This is a genomic window from Pseudomonas sp. IT-196MI5 (assembly GCF_949767415.1).
Lineage (GTDB): Bacteria > Pseudomonadota > Gammaproteobacteria > Pseudomonadales > Pseudomonadaceae > Aquipseudomonas.
Genome location: NZ_CATKPZ010000011.1, coordinates 78,799 through 96,806 on the forward strand (window position 1 = coordinate 78,799; position 18,008 = coordinate 96,806).

An 18,008-nucleotide genomic window follows, 5' to 3' on the forward strand; every position below is an offset into this window, starting at 1 on the left:
GATAGACCGCGTTATCGTTCTTCGCGAGCAGGCTCGCTCCCACAAGGACGACACAATCCCTGTGGGAGCGAGCCTGCTCGCGAAGAGGTCCGCAAACTGTACGGATAACTCTGCACCTAGCTGTAACAGCGGGAAACCCACGGTTTATGGCTATATGAAGCCCTACCCCATTCCCCAATATTCTGGTTGCCATCATGTCCTCGCGCGAAAACACCGGCATGGCCCTGGGCCTGCTCGGCGTTGTGATCTTCAGCCTCACCCTGCCCTTCACGCGGATCGTCGTGCAGGAACTGCACCCGCTGCTCAATGGCCTGGGCCGGGCACTGTTTGCAGCGGTTCCGGCGGCGTTGCTGTTGCTGTGGCACCGGGAAAAATGGCCGACCTGGAAACAGGTCAAAGGCCTGACGCTGGTGATGGCCGGGGTGATCCTCGGTTTCCCGGTATTGTCGGCCTGGGCCATGCAAACCTTGCCGGCGTCCCACGGTGCGCTGGTCAACGGTTTGCAACCGCTGTGCGTGGCGCTGTATGCCGCGTGGTTGTCCCATGAGCGGCCGTCGAAAGCCTTCTGGGCCTGCGCCGCATTGGGCAGCGCGTTGGTGCTCGGTTATGCACTGATCAGCGGCGCCGGCAGCATTCAGGCCGGTGATTGGCTGATGCTTGGTGCCATTGCAGTGGGCGGATTGGGCTACGCCGAGGGAGGCCGACTGGCCAGGGAGATGGGCGGCTGGCAGGTGATCTGCTGGGCACTGGTGCTATCGACGCCCCTGCTGATCGGGCCTGTGGTGTATCTGGCGCTGCAGCATCAGGGCGAAATCTCCGCCAAGACGTGGTGGGCCTTCGGTTATGTCTCGCTATTTTCGCAGTTCATCGGCTTCTTCGCCTGGTACGCCGGGCTGGCCATGGGCGGCATTGCCCGGGTCAGCCAGATCCAGTTGCTGCAGATTTTCTTCACCATCGCCTTCTCGGCGCTGTTCTTCGGTGAACATGTGGAGCCGATTACCTGGCTGTTTGCGGGCGGGGTGATCGTGACGGTGATGCTCGGGCGCAAGACAGCAGTGCGCCCGGCGCGGGTTGCTACCGCATAACCTGTAGGAGCCGGCTTGCCGGCGAAGGCGTCCTTGAGATCGCTTTCGCTGGCAAGCCAGCTCAGGATTGTGGGAGATCAGAGGTAACCGTCAGCGCGCAGCAAGGTTTCCAGGCAATGCTCGCTGATGTGATAGAAGTCCTTCAGCTCCTGAATCTTCGCCAGCAACCGGACCGGGTCCCCCGGCTCGGCGCGTTTGACCGCCAGGATCATTTTGTTCTTGTTGGTGTGGTCCAGTGAGATGAACTCGAACACCTTGGTCTCGTAGCCGCAGGCCTCAAGGAACAACGCGCGCAAACTGTCGGTGACCATTTCCGCCTGCTGGCCCAGGTGCAAGCCGTATTGCAACATCGGCTTGAGCAGCGCCGGGCTCTGGATTTGCAGGCGGATCTGTTTGTGGCAGCACGGCGAGCACATGATGATCGCCGCGCCGGAGCGGATGCCGGTGTGGATCGCATAGTCGGTGGCGATGTCGCAGGCGTGCAGGGCGATCATTACGTCCAGTTCGCTCGGCGCCACGCTGCGCACGTCACCGCACTTGAACACCAGTCCGGGGTGTTCAAGCCTGGCAGCAGCGTTGTTGCACAGGGTGACCATGTCTTCACGCAGCTCGACGCCGGTCACTTCGCCTTCGGCCTTCAAGGTGTTGCGCAGGTAATCATGGATGGCGAAGGTCAGGTAACCCTTGCCCGATCCGAAGTCCGCCACACGCACCGGTTTGTCCAGCGCCAGCGGCGACGAGGTCAGCGCATGGCTGAACACTTCGATGAACTTGTTGATCTGCTTCCACTTGCGCGACATCGCCGGGATCAGTTCATGCTGCTTGTTGGTTACACCCAGGTCGGCGAGAAACGGCCGGCTCAGGTCAAGAAAACGGTTTTTTTCACGGTTGTGCTCGGCCGATGGCACTTCGCGCAATTGTTGAGGTTTGCTCTTGAACAGCGATGACTTGCCCTTTTTGCTGTATTCGAGCTGGGCTTCGTCGGTCAACGCCAACAAATGCGCATTTTTGAACGATGCTGGCAGCAGCCGGACAATGCTCGCCACGCCTTCGGCCAGCGGCAGGTTCTTGGTGATGTCGCGGGTCTTGTAGCGGTAGACAAAGGACAGGCAAGGCAGCGTCTTGACCGTCACCGGTTTGATGATGATCCGCTGCAGGTCCGTTTCATCGCCCACGTACTTGGCCAGCACCAGTTTGATGAACGCATTTTGCTCGAGGCTGGTTTGCACCAGATCGATGAACTGGGCGTGATGATCCGGCGCGAGGTTGGCGGGAGTGGTGGTGACGGACATGGAAAAACGGCCTCAGGCGATGCAAATCGGAGAATGCCGGTATTTTAAGGGGGACGAGGAATTTGGGCACGGGGTTATTTTGCGGCAGGTCCCGGTCATGGTGCCCAGGACCTCAGTACCACCGCTGAAAACTCAGGGTTCCACCAAGCGAAGCCTGCGGTTGTTCGGCGAGTTGATGATGTGTTTGACGATCAGCCCCACTGGCACCGCCCACGTCAGGCCATTGGCAGGGTCAGTCACCACGGCGACCGTTTCGGAACTTGCCTCGATATCCAGGCGCCGTCGGTCGTCGCACGACTTGAGTACGCCGTAGGCACGGCTAACCAGCCTTTCCGCCAGGTACATCGGTACATCCAGATTCTGCAGATGCTTCACCGCGCGACAAAACAGAACTTGATCATCGTTCCCCCCTCCACTTTCATGACGCCCCAGAAACGCCTGGGCTATAGCCAACAGCTCCCCATTCAGATCTGCATATTCATCGATGACCTTCATGCTCACGTCTCCTGCGGCACGTCTGTGGTGGCAGGACTGGCTGCTACGGGCCGGGCGGCGCGGCGCAAATCGGGTCCGGCGCAAGGCAGGCGCACGGCCGGATTGGGCATGCCACTGGGCGAAAGTTCATGGGTCATTTCAAATTCGGCACGCACGGACCAGCCGCAAGCTTCCGACGTGCATTGCAGATACGCCACCCGCAGGAAAATATGTCGGCCTTCGCTAGTGCGGATGCGCATCCTGCTCAAGCAGTGCGGGCACACCATTTTATAGGTACTCATGCTTGATTCCCGACAGTCATTGGGTGGCAATCAACCTGATCAAACGCAATACTGCTTGAGAGTTTCATCGCGGCGCTCCGGTCTTGCGAACAGTGTCTGCCAGACATAAGGAAGTGCATCGGGCAGACGCGTAATGGGTTCGAGCCATGCTCGTAGGAAATCACCCTGATAGCATTAGGAAGTTTCGACATCGTATTCTTCTGACTCATCTTTGATGATTGATTAGTTACAAGAAAAAAAGTACTCATTACGCATAAATTAGGCACTCAAAAAGCATATGTCAAAAGGAAGAGGCTCAAATTGCGTAGCAAAAAATCACAAGCTGTTCTGGCTCGTCTAAAGCAAGTTACCGGTACTAAAACCGATGTTTCTTTATCTTCGGCGCTACAAATCAGCCCGCAAACCCTTAGTAGCTGGAAAGGCCGCGATAGCACGCCGTACTCATTATGCGTAGAAATCGCTCAAACTCGGGGTATCTCCCTTGACTGGTTGCTGCTGGGCGAAGGTCCGATTTTGAGACAATCAGTTACTAACTCTTCGGAAGCCAATCAGGAAAGCACAACACGGGAAAACACCATTCTCACGCTCTGGCGTTTGCTCGACGAAGATGATCGCTGCGCCATACAAAACGCACTCGAGGAAAAGCAACGACTGCGTAATATGGAACTCAGGCTTTGCGAAATGGCCTCCATTCTGGCAACACTTAAACCTTCGAATGAAACTTCATGACCTATGTAATTCGAAGTTTCATTGCTTCAAGACGCCGAGCCCGCCACCCACACCAGAGCAACCCATTCACGGCCCCTCATCTTCGCCCTCGCAGGTGTCGAATGATTTCGCCGATACCGACGCTATCGATCCATTGCATGAGCTTGATGCTGATAGGAATAACAACCAGTGCGCAAAGAAAGGCTGTCACGCCTGCTGTCAGAAAAGGCACCAGCGGATGCGCGACAGGCGTGAAAAGGTAACCGACACCTGCAGACAGCAACCAGGAACCGATACGCTGCCAGGCCTTGAAGTCAGTGCGAGTGGTTGTGACCAGCCACGCGCCGAGCATTGCACCGAACAGTACCTCGCCATCAACCACTGGCAGCGATGCAATCCCCATTCCCAACATGAGCCCACTGATGCCGTTGTAGGTCGAATCAGTCAGGCTCATGTGCACCTCGCGCAACGACCGAATCCACGATGATCGCTCCCGACTCGATCGCCTTGAGCAAGGCAGAACTGCGAGAGCTGACGTCGAACTTTCGGCGAATATTGGCGAAGTGAAAATTGACGGTAGATTCCGCGCAATTCTCGATCCTGGCGATTTCCCAGGAAGTCTTGCCCTTGAAACACCACATCAGGATTTGTGTTTCTTTCGCCGTCAGCTTCACCGTTGGTGTACTTCCCTCTCCACCGGGTGCTACCGGTGCCAAAGAGTCATTCGATTGCTGGGTTGACATAAGAATCCCTCTTCGCGGGAACACCCGTCGCTGGGCGTCCACTGTTAGAGAGAAATACTGACGACCAGGCCGAACCCGGACAATCGACGGGAGTTGTAGCGATGGGCGCTACACAACGCCATGGCAAGACTTAGCCGAGCACCACCAACCGGTTCGGCAACTCATTGCGCACATGGGTTACTGGCACATGCACCTTGAGCAGCTCGCCGCAGGCTTCGATGCAGCTGACAAACCCTTGCAGCGTCTGCCCCTGCTTCACCTGCTGGGTGAATGTGGCGACGATCGCGTCCCAGTTCTTGTTGTCCAGGCGACTGGAAATCCCTTCATCCACCAGGATCTCCACGTAACGCTCGGCCTCGGAGACGAAAATCAGCACGCCAGTGCGGCCCTCGGTGTGGTGCAGGTTCTGCTCCAGGAACTGCCGGCGCGCCAGGTTCGAGGCGCGCCAGTGGCGCACCGAGCGCGGAATCAGATGGGTGGTGACGGGCGGCAGGCGGAATACCAGACACAGCACGATGAAGATGGCCCATTGCACCAGCAACAGGCTGTGCAGGGTCAGCCAACCGGTGAAGTAATGCACGATGCCCGGCACCAGCAGCGCCAGCAGGCTGGCCCACAGCAACGGGATATACGCATAGTCGTCGGCGCGGGCCGCGAGCACGGTCACCAGTTCTGCGTCGGTGTCGCGCTCGACCCGGGCAATGGCCTCGGCCACCTTGCGTTGTTCGTGTTCAGTCAGTAATGCCATGCGTAAAGTGCCTGCTCGTTTTTATTATCACCAGCCGCCGGACGAACCGCCCCCGCCGAAACTGCCCCCGCCGCCGCTGAAGCCTCCACCTCCATCGCCGCCGCCAAATCCACCACCGCCGAAGCCGCCCCCGGATCCACCGGAGCCGCCCCGGCCGGCAGGCAGGATACCGAGCATCTGGCACACAAAAACAGTCAGGATGAACAACATCAGCAAAAACACGAACAACCCGGGGTGGCGCGAAACGAAATCGTCCCCCGGATCGCCTCTGGATTCATACGCCGTGGAGGGCTCGTCCAAGGGGTTGCCGCCCAACACCACCAGCATCGCCGCCACGCCGTCACTGATGCCCTTGCTGAAGTTGCCGGTCTTGAATGACGGGGTGATGACCTGATTGATGATCACCGAACTCTGGGCATCGGTCAGGCGATCTTCCAGGCCGTAGCCGACTTCGATACGAAGTTTACGCTCGTCCCGGGCGACGATCAGCAAGACGCCGTTGTTCTTGTCCTTCTGTCCGATGCCCCAGTAGCGGCCGAGCCGGTAACCGAAGTCAGCGATGTCAGTGCCTTGCAAATCCGGCAAAGTCACGACCACAAGCTGCTCACCGGTGGCTTGCTCGTGGGCCTGAAGTTGCCGGGTGAGTTGCTCGCGCACCGATGGCTCGATCATCTGCGCGTTGTCGACCACCCGTCCGGTCAGCGCCGGGAAGCTCAGCTCGGCCCTGGAGGCGACCGCCACCACCCACAACAACAGCAACAGGCCTGTTTTAAACGCACGCATTGGCAACCTCTTCCGTCCCAAGCCTGGCCCTGTAGGGTTGATTCAGAATTTGACCTCAGGGGCTTTTTCCGACCCCGATGTGGCTTCGAAGGTCTCGCGCACCGGCAGGTCGCTGTACATCACGCTGTGCCACAGGCGACCAGGGAACGTGCGGATCTCGGTGTTGTATTTCTGCACCGCGAGGATGAAATCACGCCTGGCCACGCTGATGCGGTTCTCGGTGCCTTCAAGCTGCGATTGCAAGGCGAGGAAGTTCTGGTTGGCCTTCAGGTCCGGATAACGCTCGGAGACCACCATCAAACGACTCAAGGCGCCACTGAGCTGATCCTGAGCCTGCTGGTACTGCTTGAGTTTTTCCGGGTTGTCGAGGGTCGAGGCATCCACCTGGATCGACGTGGCCTTGGCTCGCGCTTCAATCACCGCGGTCAGGGTCTGTTCCTCATGTTTGGCGTAACCCTTGACGGTTTCCACCAGATTGGGAATCAGGTCGGCACGGCGCTGATACTGGTTCTGCACCTGGCCCCAGGCGGCCTTGGTCTGTTCGTCGAGGGTCGGGATATTGTTGATGCCACAGGCGGTCAGCAACGTGGCCAGCATCAGCAGCGTGGCGACCTGCAGGCGCGAACGGTAGGTTGGACTTACATTCATCTGGCTGATGCTCCCTGGTACATGTCATGAAAAAACCGACCGCGAAACCTTCTGGACCGGCTCTTGGGGCATAATCGCCCACGCCTCTGGATTGCAACGTGCCGATGGGCTAAAAAGAGGCCCTGCGCGAAACCGCATCCGCCATCTTGCGGTCGTATCCTGGCTCTGGTTTTTTGAGCCGGCGCCCGAACAACAATAGACGCTCCCTAAATTTTGGCTGGCCGGCGTGTACATCGCCGTTTGGGCCCTTGAGAAAACTATTCATGAAGAAGCTGTGTTTGCTGGGCCTGTTCGTCAGCCTGGCCAGTCATAACGTATTGGCCGCCACGACCCCCGCACCCCTGGAGAACAAGGAAGCCTTCGTCAGCAACCTGATGAAGCAAATGACCCTCGATGAAAAAATCGGCCAGTTGCGCCTGATCAGCATCGGCCCGGAAATGCCGCGCGAAATGATCCGCAAGGAAATCGCGGCGGGCAACATCGGCGGTACGTTCAACTCGATCACCCGCCCGGAAAACCGGCCGATGCAGGACGCGGCCATGCGCAGCCGCCTGAAGATCCCGATGTTCTTCGCCTACGACGTGATCCACGGCCACCGCACCATTTTCCCGATCCCGCTGGCCCTGGCCTCGAGCTGGGACATGGACGCCATCGGCCTGTCCGGGCGCATTGCCGCCAAGGAAGCCGCGGCTGACAGCCTCGACATCACCTTCGCGCCGATGGTCGACATCTCCCGCGACCCGCGCTGGGGCCGTACTTCCGAAGGCTTCGGCGAAGACACCTACCTGGTGTCGCGCATTGCCGGCGTGATGGTCAAGGCGTTCCAGGGCACGGGTGCCAACGCGGCCGACAGCATCATGGCCAGCGTCAAGCACTTCGCCCTGTATGGCGCGGTCGAGGGTGGCCGCGACTACAACATCGTCGACATGAGCCCGGTGAAGATGTACCAGGACTACCTGCCGCCGTACCGTGCCGCCATTGATGCCGGCGCTGGCGGGGTCATGGTCGCGCTGAACTCGATCAACGGCGTGCCGGCTACCGCCAACACCTGGCTGATGAACGACCTGCTACGCAAGGAGTGGGGCTTCAAGGGCCTGGCGGTCAGCGACCACGGAGCGATCTTCGAGCTGATCAAACACGGCGTTGCCGCCGACGGTCGCGAAGCGGCGAAGCTGGCGATCAAGGCCGGCATCCACATGAGCATGAACGACACCCTGTACGGCAAAGAGCTGCCAGGGCTGCTGAAGTCCGGCGAGATCCAGCAGAGCGACATCGACAAAGCCGTGCGTGCGGTGCTCGGCGCCAAGTACGACATGGGCCTGTTCAAGGACCCGTACCTGCGCATCGGCAAAGCCGAGGATGACCCGGTCGACACCTACGCCGACAGCCGCCTGCACCGCGCCGAGGCCCGTGATGTGGCACGCCGCGGCCAGGTGCTGTTGAAAAACCGCAACGCAACCCTGCCACTGAAGAAGACCGCGAAAATCGCCCTGGTCGGCCCGCTGGCCAAGGCGCCCATCGACATGATGGGCAGTTGGGCTGCCGCCGGTAAGCCGGCGCAGTCGGTGACCCTGTTCGACGGCATGACCAACGCCCTGGGCGACAAATCGACACTGATCTACGCCCGTGGCGCCAACATCACCAGCGACCCGAAAATCCTCGGCTACCTCAATTTTCTCAATTTCGACGCCCCGGAAGTGGTGGATGACCCGCGCCCGGCGAAGGTGCTGATCGACGAAGCGGTGAAAGCGGCCAAGGATGCCGATGTGGTCGTTGCCGCCGTCGGCGAATCCCGTGGCATGTCCCACGAATCGTCGAGCCGCACCGACCTGAATATCCCGGAAAACCAGCGCGAGCTGATCCGTGCCCTGAAAGCCACTGGCAAACCGCTGGTACTGGTTTTGATGAACGGCCGTCCACTGACGATCCTCGAGGAGAAGGAGCAGGCTGACGCGATCCTGGAAACCTGGTTCACCGGCACCGAGGGCGGTAACGCCATCGCCGACGTGCTGTTCGGCGACTACAACCCGTCGGGCAAACTGCCGATCAGTATCCCGCGCTCGGTCGGCCAGATTCCGACCTACTACAACCACCTGACCATTGGCCGGCCGTTCACCCCGGGCAAACCGGGCAACTACACCTCGCAATATTTCGATGACACCACAGGTCCCCTGTACCCGTTCGGCTATGGCCTGAGCTACACCGAGTTCAGCCTGAGCGACATGGCCCTGTCGTCGACGACACTGAACAAGACCGGCAAGCTCGACGCCAGCGTCACAGTGAAGAACACCGGCAAGCGTGACGGCGAAACCGTGGTGCAGTTGTACATCCAGGACGTGGCCGGCTCGATGATCCGTCCGATCAAGGAACTGAAGAACTTCCAGAAAGTGATGGTCAAGGCTGGCGAGCAGAAAGTCGTGCACTTCACCATCACCGAGGACGACCTGAAGTTCTACAACACCCAGCTCAAATACGCGGCGGAGCCGGGCAAGTTCAACGTGCAGATTGGCCTGGATTCCCAGGACGTGACGCAGCAGAGCTTTGAGTTGCTCTAAACCCCACTCCCCCCTGTAGGAGCTGGCTTGCCAGCTCCTACAGGGGTTTCAGGGTGTTCGGAAGATCGGGTTCAACCCCTTCGATCCAGCAGATTCACCACCACCCGATCCACCCATCCCCACACCCGCTGCTTGACCCGCCGCCACAATGGCCGACGCTTCCACTCATCCAGACTGACTTGCTGGCTCAGGGCGAAGTCGTGCTCGAAACTCGCGGCCACCGACCGGGTCAACCCGGGGTCCAGCGCTTCCAGATTGGCTTCCAGGTTGAAGCGCAGATTCCAGTGATCGAAGTTGCACGAGCCGATGCTCACCCAGTCATCGATCAAGACCATTTTCAGGTGCAGGAAACACGGCTGGTACTCGAAGATCTTCACCCCGGCCCTGAGCAGTCGCGGGTAGTAACGATGCCCGGCGTAGCGCACGGACGGGTGATCGGTACGGGGTCCGGTCAGCAGCAACCGCACATCGACGCCCCGGGCAGCCGCCCGGCGCAGGGAACGGCGGACCTTCCAGGTCGGCAAAAAGTACGGCGTGGCCAGCCAGATCCGTCGCTGGCCGCTGTTCAACGCGCGCACCAGCGATTGCAGAATGTCCCGGTGTTGACGGGCGTCGGCATAGGCCACCCGGCCCATGCCCTCGCCCATCGATGGCACCCGTGGCAGGCGCGGCAAGCCAAAATGCGAGGCCGGTCGCCAGGCGCGGCGATGGCGGTTGGCGATCCACTGACGATCGAACAGCAACTGCCAGTCGAGCACCAGTGGCCCGGTGATTTCCACCATCACCTCATGCCATTCGCTGACCTCTTCCCCCGGGGTCCAGAACTCATCAGTGACGCCTGTGCCGCCGACGACCGCCAGGCTCTGATCCACCAGCAACAATTTGCGGTGATCGCGGTAGAAATTGCCGACCCAACGCCGCCAGCTCAGGCGATTGTAAAAACGCAGTTCCACTCCGACAGCCGTCAGCCGCTGACGCAAGGTCAGGGTGAAGGCGAGGCTGCCATAGTCATCGAACAGGCAGCGCACTCGCACACCGCGCTCGGCGGCCTGCACCAATGCCTGGACCATGGCTTCGGCGCAGGCGCCCGCTTCCACCAGGTACAGCTCCAGCTCGACCTGTTCTTCGGCGCGGGCAATCGCCACCAGCATGCGCGGGAAGAACTGTGGACCATCGACCAGCAGTTCGAAGTGGTTGCCTTCACGCCAGGGAAAAATCGCTCCGGCCATGTCAGCGCGCCGTGAAAATCAGCACCGCACTCACCGGCACTGAAAGACTGATTGCCGACAGATCGGCCATTTTGCGCAACGTTTCCAGGCCGGGAGCCAAATCGAAATCTTCGGCGTTGATCACCAGCGGTTCGAGGGTCACCACCTGGAAGCGCCGGTCATCGAGACGGGTCGCCAGCAGTTCGGCGGGGTATTCGTGCTGCTTGCCGTGCAAGTCCACCATCAGCGGCAGGCGCAACTCCAGCTGTGCGCCGGGAGCAAGATCATTGATCGGGCGCAGATCGATTTTCGTGGTGATCAAGGCGTCGGGAAACCGGTCGATCTGAAACAGTTCCTTGCGCATGCGCTCATCGCGCAACGGGATGCCGCTGTTGATCGATTCCAGCTCGACTTCGACCTGTGCCAGTCCTTCGGGATCGACCTTGCCGTGCAGCACCAGAAAGCGCTGCACTTCGCAGACATTGGCGTTTTTGGTGCTGACGAATGACAGACGCGAGGACTCACCATCCAGGTACCAATCGGCACGGGCCGACAACGCGGCACCGGCCAACAACAGGAAAGCGAGGGTTTGATGGGTGGAGCGCTTGAACATAGAGACTCGTGGGGCAGATAAACCTGTGCTGAACCTTAACTGGCTTGTCACAGGTTGCAAACTTTCTGTTGCTCCTTGAACACATTACCTGAGGCAAGTGAGCTTTTGTGGCGAGGGGGCTTGTCGGGTCGCCGCACCGCCCCGCTCGACTGCGAAGCAGACGCAAAGCCAGCCTTCCCGGTGAATCAGACTTACTTGGTTGCAGCTTTCAGCACTGCTTCGCAGCGCAACGGGGGCAAGCCCCCTCGCCACAAAAGCACTCGCCTGACCTCACGGTTTTGGCGTGTTCAAGGCTGCAAACGGCAGCCCTGGCGCTCGCCGATCCACACGGCGCTGTTGCTGCGGCCCATGCCGCTGACCGTTACGCGCTTGTCGGTAGCATCATCGGTAAAGCCGCTGGCGGGCAGCCACTGTTGCACATAACGGTGGCAGTACTCGGCGTCGTTGTTCATCACATAGCGGCACGAACAGTATTCCTTGGCGGTGTAGGCGCTGATGATGTCGGGGAACGCCCACAGCGCCACCCGCTCGTGCCAGATCCAGCAGAGCAAGGCGATCAACAGGATCAGCAATAGAGAACTGGCCGGTCGACGACGAATGAAACCGGTCATGGCTGCACCTTCCCGGCAAAGGCCTTGAGCGCGAGCTGGAGCAATTGGTTGTGCCGGTAGCTGCCGTCGCGGTCATCGCCATAGCGGACGATCACCAGGTGTTCGCTGGGGATCACATACATTGCCTGCCCCCAATGACCCAATGCGGCGAAGGTGTCGGCGGGGGCATCGGGCCAGGGTCGTGTCGCGCCCTCGACGGCTCGATTGAGCCACCATTGGCCGCCGGGGACGGCATCGTCTTCGTGTGCGTGATAGTGAGCGAACGGCTCGCGGTTGAAGGCCAGCCAATCCTTGGGCAGCAGCTGCTTGTCTGCCCAGCGACCCTCGCGAGCCATCAACAGACCGACCCGGGCCAGGTCCCGTGCAGTGAGGTAGGCATAGGACGACGCGACGAAAGTGCCCGTGGCATCGGTTTCCCAGATCGCGTGGCGAATGCCCAGCGGTTCGAACAATGCAATCCACGGAAAGTCGGGATAACGGCCGGGACCGACGATGGTTTTCAGCGCGGCGGACAGCAGGTTGCTGTCACCGCTGGAGTAGCGGAACGCCTGGCCTGGCGCCACATAAGCATCATGGGTCGCAGTGAACGCAGCCATGTCGTGGTGACCGCGGGTGTAGAGCATGGCCACCACCGAAGACTTCAGCGGTGCGTATTCGTAGTCTTCTTGCCAATCCAGGCCCGAGGCCCAGTGCAGCAGGTCGGCCATGGTCATGTCGGGGTGTTTTTGCAGGGGCGGATAAAACTTCGCCACCGGGTCGCCAAGCTTGAACAAGCCTTCGCCGTAGGCCACGCCGAGGATCGTGGCCATCAGGCTCTTGCTGATCGACCAGGTCAGGTGCGGCGTCTCGGCCGTCGTCGGACCGGCGTAGCGTTCATAGAGCAACTGGCCATCGCGAATCACCAGCAAGGCATCGGTGCGAATGCCCTGGCGGGTGGTGTCATCGCGGGATGGGAAGGCGTAGGCCTCCAGGGCTTGAAGCGCCGGGCCGGTCGGCGTCGGGGCGGTCGGCCATTGCTCGGCGGGCCAGTTTTCGGCCCTGGCCGTGAGGCTGAGCAACAGCAGGAAAATCAGGGACAAGCCTTTGGGCATGGCGGGGGCTCACAGATTGAACCTGCTGAGCCTAGTCGAGGTTGATGACAATTCAGAAGTTCATGTTGCCAATCAGGCCGCCATCGCGAGCAAGCTCGCTCCCACAATGGATCTTTGGTGTGAGCGAGATCCCTGTGGGAGCGAGCTTGCTCGCGATGAGGCCAGTCAGGCCAGCGAAGATTGCGCCAGAGCCTTCGCCAATCGCTTCCCTCGCGCCCCTACCGCCAAATCCATCACCGCCTGGTCCCGCTGCCACATCGTCGCCCACTCCGCAGGCCCTGCGGCCAACGCCTCATTGACCTCAGCCTTGAGCCCTTCGAACTGCGCAAACAACCCGCCAAGCAACACATGCCCGGCCGGAAGGGTCGGTGGCTGGCGGCTGGTTTCCGCGCACCCCGCCAACAACCCCAGCAACCGCAATTGCAAGCCTTGCGGCCAATCGCATTCCTGGCCAATGCCATACAACCACGCCGTCATGGCGCTCAGCACATAGATGTCTTCCAGGGTGCGGAACGGTTTGACATAGGCATCCCAGCCGTCCCCGGCGAGCAATTCGCACAAGGCATTGTCCAGAAACAATCGGCCATGACTGATGTCCGGCATCAACGGGATCGGCGCCAGTTTTTCCACCCGCACACCCGGCTCACCACGATAGATCACCGCCAGGCTCAAGTGCGGATCGGTACCAGGCTCCTCACTGCGCGCCGCCACCAGTAGCCAGTCGGCGGCAAAGCCTGCGGTGACGAAATCCTTGCGTCCGCTCAAACGCAAACCGCTCAGTCGGGTTTGCATGTCGGCCGGGCGCAGGCTGCGCTGTTCGGTGGCGCACAGCGCGCCGAGGCTCAGCGGCGCACTCGGCCAAAGCATGCGTAATGCCGCTTGATAGCCCACCAGAAACGCCAGCCCCGGCGTCGCCATCAACCGCCCGCCAAGCACGGCCAATTCGAACGGCGTGACCGCGCCCAACTGCTGCAACAAGGTCGCGAAACCTTCAGCCAGATCCGGGTTGGCGGGCAAGCGATCACGGCGGTTCAACAGGGTTTGCCAGGGCATAAGAGGCTCCTCGAGGGCTGTCATATAAGCATCACCAAAGCTTAATGGCGATGACACCGGGGCTACATAGCCTGACTTTGCACAACACGGCTAGACAAAGAAAGTCGATTCGCTGTAGCCCAAAGACAGGTGAGCAGCCCGCACGGAGATTCGCCATGACTCAGATCGCCCGCATCAGCGACACCGGCAACGAACGCCGCCTGCAAGCCGAACGCCTGGTGGGCGCCGAGGCGTTGCAGGAAGCCCAAGCCTTGCGCTTCAACGTGTTCAGCGGCGAATTCAACGCCAGGCTCAAGGGCGCTGAACTGGGTCTGGACATGGATGACTATGACGTTCACTGCGCCCACATCGGCGTGCGTGACCTGAACACCGGGCGTCTGGTGGCGACCACACGTTTGCTTGACCACACGGCTGCCAGCAGCCTGGGCAAGTTCTACAGCGAAGAAGAATTCAGCCTCCACGGCCTGGTGCACCTGCAAGGCCCGATCCTGGAAATCGGCCGCACCTGCGTCGACCCGGCCTACCGTAACGGCGGCACCATCGCCGTGCTCTGGGGCGAACTGGCCGAAGTCCTGAACCAGGGCGGCTACAGCTACCTGATGGGTTGTGCGAGCATTCCGATGCAGGATGGCGGCGTACAGGCCCACGCGATCATGCAGCGTCTGCGCGAGCGCTACCTGTGCACTGAACACCTGCGTGCCGAGCCGAAAAAACCGCTGCCGAGCCTGGACATCCCGTCGAACGTGATCGCCGAAATGCCACCGCTGCTCAAGGCCTACATGCGCCTGGGCGCGAAGATCTGCGGCGAGCCATGCTGGGACGAAGACTTCCAGGTCGCCGACGTGTTCATCCTGCTCAAGCGCGACGAACTCTGCCCGCGTTACGCCAAACACTTCAAGGCGGCTGTCTGATGAGCCGGTTACGGGTGTACGCGCGAATCGCGCGAGTGCTGCTGGTGGTGACGCTGGGCCTGGGCATGGCCTGCGTGTTCGGAGTGTTCGAGCGCCTGGGCATGGCCCATTCGATGGCGCGTCGTCAGCGCTGGTCGCGGTTTTTCATGGCCCGCCTGAGCAACGCCCTGCCCTTTGACGTGACCGTTCACGGCGAGCTGCCGAAGGCACCGATGCTCTGGGTCAGCAACCACGTGTCCTGGACCGACATCCCGCTGCTGGGCATGCTCACGCCGCTGTCGTTCCTGTCCAAGGCCGAAGTGCGCACCTGGCCAGTAGCCGGCTGGTTGGCGGCCAAGGCCGGTAGCCTGTTTATCCGCCGTGGCTCGGGTGACAGCCAGTTGATCCGCAAGCAGATGACCCGTCACCTGGAACAGGCACACCCCCTGCTGATGTTCCCGGAAGGCACCACCACCGATGGCCGTTCGCTGCGTACCTTCCATGGTCGCCTGCTGTCCGCCGCCATCGATTCCGAAGTGGCGATGCAGCCGGTAGCGATTCGTTATGTGCGTGACGGCGAGCCTTGCGCGCTGGCGCCGTTCATTGGCGACGATGATCTGCTCTCGCACTTGATGCGCCTGTTCAGCAATGACCGTGGCGGTGTGGAGATTCATCTGCTCAAGCCAATCGCTTGCGAAGGTCGGGAACGCGCAGCGCTGGCGTTCGAGGCACAGCAGGCGGTGCAGAAGGCGTTGTTTGGTGAGATTGTCGAACCGCATCGAACACCAATGCGCCCCGCAATTGCAGCGTAAACACATAACTCCTGTGGGAGCGAGCTTGCTCGCGATAGCTATCTAACAGTCATATCCATGGTGACTGTTATGGCCTCATCGCGAGCAAGCTCGCTCCCACAGGGGTTTCAGGGTGTTGAGTAGTTCCGGGCAAACGCCTGCAGCTGCGGATAGAACAAACTGAAGTCCTCGCTCAACGGTTCATACAACCGCCGCAACTCCTGCATCGCCGCCGCCAGTTCCTCCGGCCGGGTCAGGCGCCGTGAGATTCCGCGCAACACCTGCTCCAGCACTTCGAATTCCTGATACGAGCCCAACCAGTCATTGGCCACCATGTGCGGCGCTATCTTCGCCAGCCGCTCCGGCAATTGCCGTTCGCTGGACAGCACGCGGTAAACGTCCGAGGTGAACAACGCCAGGGGCCGGTCGGCATACAGCGTCCAGTCCCGGGCCAGGCAATGGTCGAAAAACACGTCGAGCACGATCCCCGCGTAGCGACGACGGGTCAGGGAGAAACGCGACAACGCGACGTCCACCAGCGGATGGCGATCAGTGAACACGTCGATGCTGCGGTGCAACTGGATAGCCCCCTCGATTTCCGGAGCGAACTGCCCTTGCAGCCGTCCCTTGACGAAATCGCCATATAGGCTGCCGAGCATTTGGCCGGGACGCTGACCACCGAGGTGAAGATGTGCGAGATAGTTCATGGGCGCAGCTTAGCACTGCCCTCTTGTCTTGTTACACTCACCATATCGTTATAACTCGATATACCGAAATGTGAGCGGGTCAGAGCAAAATCATATTTGTATATCGCGAAATACCGATTTAAAGTTCGCTTAATCGCGATATAACGTTTTACACATCACGAGCCCACATCATGACCATCAATCTCGACGAAATAATAAAAGCCCTGGCGCACCCGGTACGGCGAGACATCCTGCACTGGCTCAAGGACCCGACCGTCGAATTTCCCGACCAGTCCCACAGTAACGAACACGGCGTCTGCGCCGGGCAGATCGATCAACGTTGCGGCCTGTCGCAGTCCACGGTGTCCGCACACCTGGCGACCCTGCAACGCGCCGGCCTGATCAGCAGCCGCAAAGTCGGCCAGTGGCACTTCTTCAAACGTAACGAGGAAACCATCCAGGAGTTCCTCAAAACCTTCAGTAAAGAGCTCTGACCCTGAGAACGCCCCCAACGTCAGCCAGCCGAAAAGGAATTAAACAATGCCCCTCTCGCTACTCATCCTGGCCTTGAGCGCCTTCGCCATTGGCACCACCGAGTTCGTCATCATGGGCCTGCTGCCCAACGTGGCGGCTGACCTCGGTGTGTCGATTCCCGGTGCCGGCTGGCTGGTGACCGGTTACGCCCTGGGTGTGGCCATCGGCGCGCCGTTCATGGCGCTGGCCACCGCCAAATTGCCGCGCAAGGCCGCCCTGGTAGCGTTGATGGGCATTTTCATTATTGGCAACCTGCTCTGCGCAGTGGCCGGCGACTACAACGTGTTGATGTTCGCCCGTGTGGTCACCGCCCTGTGCCATGGCGCCTTCTTCGGTATCGGTTCAGTCGTAGCCGCCGGCCTGGTGCCTGCGAACAAACGCGCTTCGGCCGTGGCCCTGATGTTCACCGGCCTGACCCTGGCCAACGTCCTCGGCGTACCGCTGGGCACCGCCCTCGGTCAGGCAGCCGGCTGGCGTTCGACCTTCTGGGCCGTGACCGTGATCGGTGTGATCGCACTGATCGGTTTGATCCGCTTCCTGCCGGCCAAGCGCGATGAAGAAAAACTCGACATGCGCGCCGAACTGGCCGCACTCAAGGGCGGCGGCATCTGGCTGTCCCTGAGCATGACCGCGCTGTTCGCCGCTTCGGTGTTCACCCTGTTCACCTACATCGCGCCGCTGCTGGGCGAAGTCACCGGCGTCTCGCCCCGTGGCGTGACCTGGACCCTGATGCTCATCGGCCTGGGCCTGACGGTCGGCAACATCATCGGCGGCAAGCTGGCCGACAAAGGCATGGCCGCGACGCTGATCGGCGTGTTCATCACCATGGCCGTGGTGTCCACCGTGCTGACCTGGACCAGCGTCGCGCTGATCCCGACCGAAATCACCCTGTTCCTCTGGGCCACCGCGTGCTTCGCCGCGGTACCGGCGCTGCAAGTGAACGTGGTGACCTTCGGCAAGGCCGCACCGAACCTGGTGTCGACCCTGAATATCGGCGCTTTCAACATCGGCAACGCCCTGGGCGCCTGGGTCGGCGGCAGCGTGATCGCCCACGGCTTCGGCCTGACCAGCGTGCCGCTCGCCGCAGCCGCACTGGCGGTACTCGCCCTGCTGGTGACCCTGATTACTTTCCGTCAGAGCGGCAATCCCGATCTGGCCCCTGCTACCAACTGATCAACCATTACCTCACGAGG

At 60.6% G+C, this 18,008-nt stretch carries 21 protein-coding genes; 7 read left to right on the forward strand and 14 right to left on the reverse strand.

The features are described 5' to 3' along the window. The first annotated feature begins 194 nt into the window (after positions 1 to 194). A complete protein-coding gene (locus ACM6IK_RS07920) occupies positions 195 to 1,085 on the forward strand; it encodes a DMT family transporter (RefSeq protein WP_414873870.1) in 891 nt (296 codons plus the stop codon). Between the two features lie 77 nt (positions 1,086 to 1,162). Here ACM6IK_RS07920 and ACM6IK_RS07925 read toward each other — a convergent pair whose 3' ends face one another. The 3 genes from ACM6IK_RS07925 to ACM6IK_RS07935 form a co-directional block, all read right to left on the reverse strand. After that, complete coding sequence (locus tag ACM6IK_RS07925) at positions 1,163 to 2,377, reverse strand: class I SAM-dependent methyltransferase (protein ID WP_414873871.1); 1,215 nt, start codon at positions 2,375 to 2,377, stop codon at positions 1,163 to 1,165. A 132-nt stretch (positions 2,378 to 2,509) separates the two neighbouring features. Next, complete coding sequence (locus ACM6IK_RS07930) at positions 2,510 to 2,872, reverse strand: hypothetical protein (RefSeq protein WP_414873872.1); 363 nt, start codon at positions 2,870 to 2,872, stop codon at positions 2,510 to 2,512. Between the two features lie 2 nt (positions 2,873 to 2,874). Further along, entirely contained in the window at positions 2,875 to 3,153 is a 279-nt protein-coding gene (locus ACM6IK_RS07935; protein ID WP_414873873.1) for an ogr/Delta-like zinc finger family protein, read from the reverse strand. A gap of 300 nt (positions 3,154 to 3,453) precedes the next feature. On the opposite strand from ACM6IK_RS07935, the gene ACM6IK_RS07940 reads away from it, so the two are divergent. Further along, the gene (locus ACM6IK_RS07940) at positions 3,454 to 3,882 is read left to right on the forward strand and encodes a helix-turn-helix domain-containing protein (protein WP_414873874.1); all 429 of its coding nucleotides are present in this window, start codon (positions 3,454 to 3,456) and stop codon (positions 3,880 to 3,882) included. A 76-nt stretch (positions 3,883 to 3,958) separates the two neighbouring features. Here ACM6IK_RS07940 and ACM6IK_RS07945 read toward each other — a convergent pair whose 3' ends face one another. The 5 genes from ACM6IK_RS07945 to ACM6IK_RS07965 form a co-directional block, all read right to left on the reverse strand. Beyond that, a complete protein-coding gene (locus ACM6IK_RS07945; RefSeq protein WP_108216780.1) occupies positions 3,959 to 4,315 on the reverse strand; it encodes a putative holin in 357 nt (118 codons plus the stop codon). After that, positions 4,302 to 4,604 carry a helix-turn-helix transcriptional regulator gene (locus tag ACM6IK_RS07950; RefSeq protein ID WP_414873875.1) on the reverse strand — a complete coding sequence of 101 codons (303 nt, stop codon included), beginning with the start codon at positions 4,602 to 4,604 and terminating at the stop codon, positions 4,302 to 4,304. Before ACM6IK_RS07950 ends, ACM6IK_RS07945 begins: the two co-directional genes overlap by 14 nt. Before the next feature lie 130 nt (positions 4,605 to 4,734). Continuing rightward, complete coding sequence (locus ACM6IK_RS07955; RefSeq protein WP_414873876.1) at positions 4,735 to 5,352, reverse strand: TPM domain-containing protein; 618 nt, start codon at positions 5,350 to 5,352, stop codon at positions 4,735 to 4,737. A 27-nt stretch (positions 5,353 to 5,379) separates the two neighbouring features. Next, a complete protein-coding gene (locus ACM6IK_RS07960) occupies positions 5,380 to 6,135 on the reverse strand; it encodes a TPM domain-containing protein (RefSeq protein ID WP_414873877.1) in 756 nt (251 codons plus the stop codon). 42 nt (positions 6,136 to 6,177) lie between these two features. Next, positions 6,178 to 6,783, reverse strand: a complete 606-nt coding sequence (locus ACM6IK_RS07965) for a LemA family protein (protein ID WP_414873878.1) — start codon at positions 6,781 to 6,783, stop codon at positions 6,178 to 6,180. Positions 6,784 to 7,046: 263 nt separating this feature from the next. Between ACM6IK_RS07965 and bglX the strand changes: the two genes are divergently transcribed. Then, positions 7,047 to 9,338 (forward strand): beta-glucosidase BglX, encoded by a 2,292-nt coding sequence (gene bglX, locus ACM6IK_RS07970; RefSeq protein WP_414873879.1) that lies wholly within the window; start codon positions 7,047 to 7,049, stop codon positions 9,336 to 9,338. A 71-nt stretch (positions 9,339 to 9,409) separates the two neighbouring features. On the opposite strand, the gene ACM6IK_RS07975 is transcribed toward bglX, so the two are convergent. The 5 genes from ACM6IK_RS07975 to ACM6IK_RS07995 all read right to left on the reverse strand — a co-directional run bounded on the left by ACM6IK_RS07975 (position 9,410) and on the right by ACM6IK_RS07995 (position 13,914). After that, the gene (locus tag ACM6IK_RS07975) at positions 9,410 to 10,567 is read right to left on the reverse strand and encodes a phospholipase D-like domain-containing protein (protein WP_414873880.1); all 1,158 of its coding nucleotides are present in this window, start codon (positions 10,565 to 10,567) and stop codon (positions 9,410 to 9,412) included. 1 nt (position 10,568) lies between these two features. Beyond that, positions 10,569 to 11,159, reverse strand: a complete 591-nt coding sequence (locus tag ACM6IK_RS07980) for a YceI family protein (RefSeq protein WP_414873881.1) — start codon at positions 11,157 to 11,159, stop codon at positions 10,569 to 10,571. Positions 11,160 to 11,446: 287 nt separating this feature from the next. Then, positions 11,447 to 11,770 carry an amidase gene (locus tag ACM6IK_RS07985; protein WP_414873882.1) on the reverse strand — a complete coding sequence of 108 codons (324 nt, stop codon included), beginning with the start codon at positions 11,768 to 11,770 and terminating at the stop codon, positions 11,447 to 11,449. Next, on the reverse strand, positions 11,767 to 12,861 hold the full coding sequence (locus tag ACM6IK_RS07990; RefSeq protein WP_414873883.1) for a serine hydrolase domain-containing protein: 1,095 nt from the start codon (positions 12,859 to 12,861) through the stop codon (positions 11,767 to 11,769). Before ACM6IK_RS07990 ends, ACM6IK_RS07985 begins: the two co-directional genes overlap by 4 nt. 165 nt (positions 12,862 to 13,026) lie before the next feature. Beyond that, positions 13,027 to 13,914 (reverse strand): acyl-CoA dehydrogenase, encoded by an 888-nt coding sequence (locus ACM6IK_RS07995; RefSeq protein ID WP_414873884.1) that lies wholly within the window; start codon positions 13,912 to 13,914, stop codon positions 13,027 to 13,029. Positions 13,915 to 14,069: 155 nt separating this feature from the next. Here ACM6IK_RS07995 and olsB point away from each other — a divergent pair, with 155 nt between their 5' ends. Both olsB and ACM6IK_RS08005 read left to right on the forward strand, forming a co-directional pair. After that, positions 14,070 to 14,825: an L-ornithine N(alpha)-acyltransferase gene (gene olsB / locus ACM6IK_RS08000; RefSeq protein WP_218430330.1), complete on the forward strand. Its 756-nt coding sequence runs from the start codon at positions 14,070 to 14,072 to the stop codon at positions 14,823 to 14,825. Continuing rightward, positions 14,825 to 15,616, forward strand: coding sequence for a lysophospholipid acyltransferase family protein (locus ACM6IK_RS08005; RefSeq protein ID WP_414873885.1), 792 nt, complete (start codon positions 14,825 to 14,827; stop codon positions 15,614 to 15,616). Before olsB ends, ACM6IK_RS08005 begins: the two co-directional genes overlap by 1 nt. A 107-nt stretch (positions 15,617 to 15,723) precedes the next feature. Here ACM6IK_RS08005 and ACM6IK_RS08010 read toward each other — a convergent pair whose 3' ends face one another. Then, positions 15,724 to 16,302, reverse strand: a complete 579-nt coding sequence (locus ACM6IK_RS08010) for an ACP phosphodiesterase (RefSeq protein WP_414873886.1) — start codon at positions 16,300 to 16,302, stop codon at positions 15,724 to 15,726. A gap of 170 nt (positions 16,303 to 16,472) precedes the next feature. On the opposite strand from ACM6IK_RS08010, the gene ACM6IK_RS08015 reads away from it, so the two are divergent. Further along, on the forward strand, positions 16,473 to 16,775 hold the full coding sequence (locus ACM6IK_RS08015; protein WP_008019443.1) for an ArsR/SmtB family transcription factor: 303 nt from the start codon (positions 16,473 to 16,475) through the stop codon (positions 16,773 to 16,775). A gap of 46 nt (positions 16,776 to 16,821) precedes the next feature. Next, entirely contained in the window at positions 16,822 to 17,988 is a 1,167-nt protein-coding gene (locus ACM6IK_RS08020; protein WP_414873887.1) for an MFS transporter, read from the forward strand. Positions 17,989 to 18,008 lie beyond the last annotated feature (20 nt).

What these genes read in the sequence shown, in the direction of transcription:
- ACM6IK_RS07975 (WP_414873880.1), bottom strand. Translation starts at nt 10,567, where the DNA reads ATGGCCGGAGCGATTTTTCCCTGGCGTGAAGGCAACCACTTCGAACTG.
- ACM6IK_RS07955 (WP_414873876.1), bottom strand. Translation starts at nt 5,352, where the DNA reads ATGGCATTACTGACTGAACACGAACAACGCAAGGTGGCCGAGGCCATT.
- ACM6IK_RS07945 (WP_108216780.1), bottom strand. Translation starts at nt 4,315, where the DNA reads ATGAGCCTGACTGATTCGACCTACAACGGCATCAGTGGGCTCATGTTG.
- ACM6IK_RS07925 (WP_414873871.1), bottom strand. Translation starts at nt 2,377, where the DNA reads ATGTCCGTCACCACCACTCCCGCCAACCTCGCGCCGGATCATCACGCC.
- ACM6IK_RS08005 (WP_414873885.1), top strand. Translation starts at nt 14,825, where the DNA reads ATGAGCCGGTTACGGGTGTACGCGCGAATCGCGCGAGTGCTGCTGGTG.
- ACM6IK_RS07965 (WP_414873878.1), bottom strand. Translation starts at nt 6,783, where the DNA reads ATGAATGTAAGTCCAACCTACCGTTCGCGCCTGCAGGTCGCCACGCTG.
- ACM6IK_RS07985 (WP_414873882.1), bottom strand. Translation starts at nt 11,770, where the DNA reads ATGACCGGTTTCATTCGTCGTCGACCGGCCAGTTCTCTATTGCTGATC.
- ACM6IK_RS07980 (WP_414873881.1), bottom strand. Translation starts at nt 11,159, where the DNA reads ATGTTCAAGCGCTCCACCCATCAAACCCTCGCTTTCCTGTTGTTGGCC.
- ACM6IK_RS07930 (WP_414873872.1), bottom strand. Translation starts at nt 2,872, where the DNA reads ATGAAGGTCATCGATGAATATGCAGATCTGAATGGGGAGCTGTTGGCT.
- ACM6IK_RS07960 (WP_414873877.1), bottom strand. Translation starts at nt 6,135, where the DNA reads ATGCGTGCGTTTAAAACAGGCCTGTTGCTGTTGTTGTGGGTGGTGGCG.
- ACM6IK_RS07990 (WP_414873883.1), bottom strand. Translation starts at nt 12,861, where the DNA reads ATGCCCAAAGGCTTGTCCCTGATTTTCCTGCTGTTGCTCAGCCTCACG.
- ACM6IK_RS07935 (WP_414873873.1), bottom strand. Translation starts at nt 3,153, where the DNA reads ATGAGTACCTATAAAATGGTGTGCCCGCACTGCTTGAGCAGGATGCGC.
- ACM6IK_RS08020 (WP_414873887.1), top strand. Translation starts at nt 16,822, where the DNA reads ATGCCCCTCTCGCTACTCATCCTGGCCTTGAGCGCCTTCGCCATTGGC.
- ACM6IK_RS08015 (WP_008019443.1), top strand. Translation starts at nt 16,473, where the DNA reads ATGACCATCAATCTCGACGAAATAATAAAAGCCCTGGCGCACCCGGTA.
- ACM6IK_RS07950 (WP_414873875.1), bottom strand. Translation starts at nt 4,604, where the DNA reads ATGTCAACCCAGCAATCGAATGACTCTTTGGCACCGGTAGCACCCGGT.
- ACM6IK_RS07995 (WP_414873884.1), bottom strand. Translation starts at nt 13,914, where the DNA reads ATGCCCTGGCAAACCCTGTTGAACCGCCGTGATCGCTTGCCCGCCAAC.
- bglX (WP_414873879.1), top strand. Translation starts at nt 7,047, where the DNA reads ATGAAGAAGCTGTGTTTGCTGGGCCTGTTCGTCAGCCTGGCCAGTCAT.
- ACM6IK_RS07920 (WP_414873870.1), top strand. Translation starts at nt 195, where the DNA reads ATGTCCTCGCGCGAAAACACCGGCATGGCCCTGGGCCTGCTCGGCGTT.
- olsB (WP_218430330.1), top strand. Translation starts at nt 14,070, where the DNA reads ATGACTCAGATCGCCCGCATCAGCGACACCGGCAACGAACGCCGCCTG.
- ACM6IK_RS08010 (WP_414873886.1), bottom strand. Translation starts at nt 16,302, where the DNA reads ATGAACTATCTCGCACATCTTCACCTCGGTGGTCAGCGTCCCGGCCAA.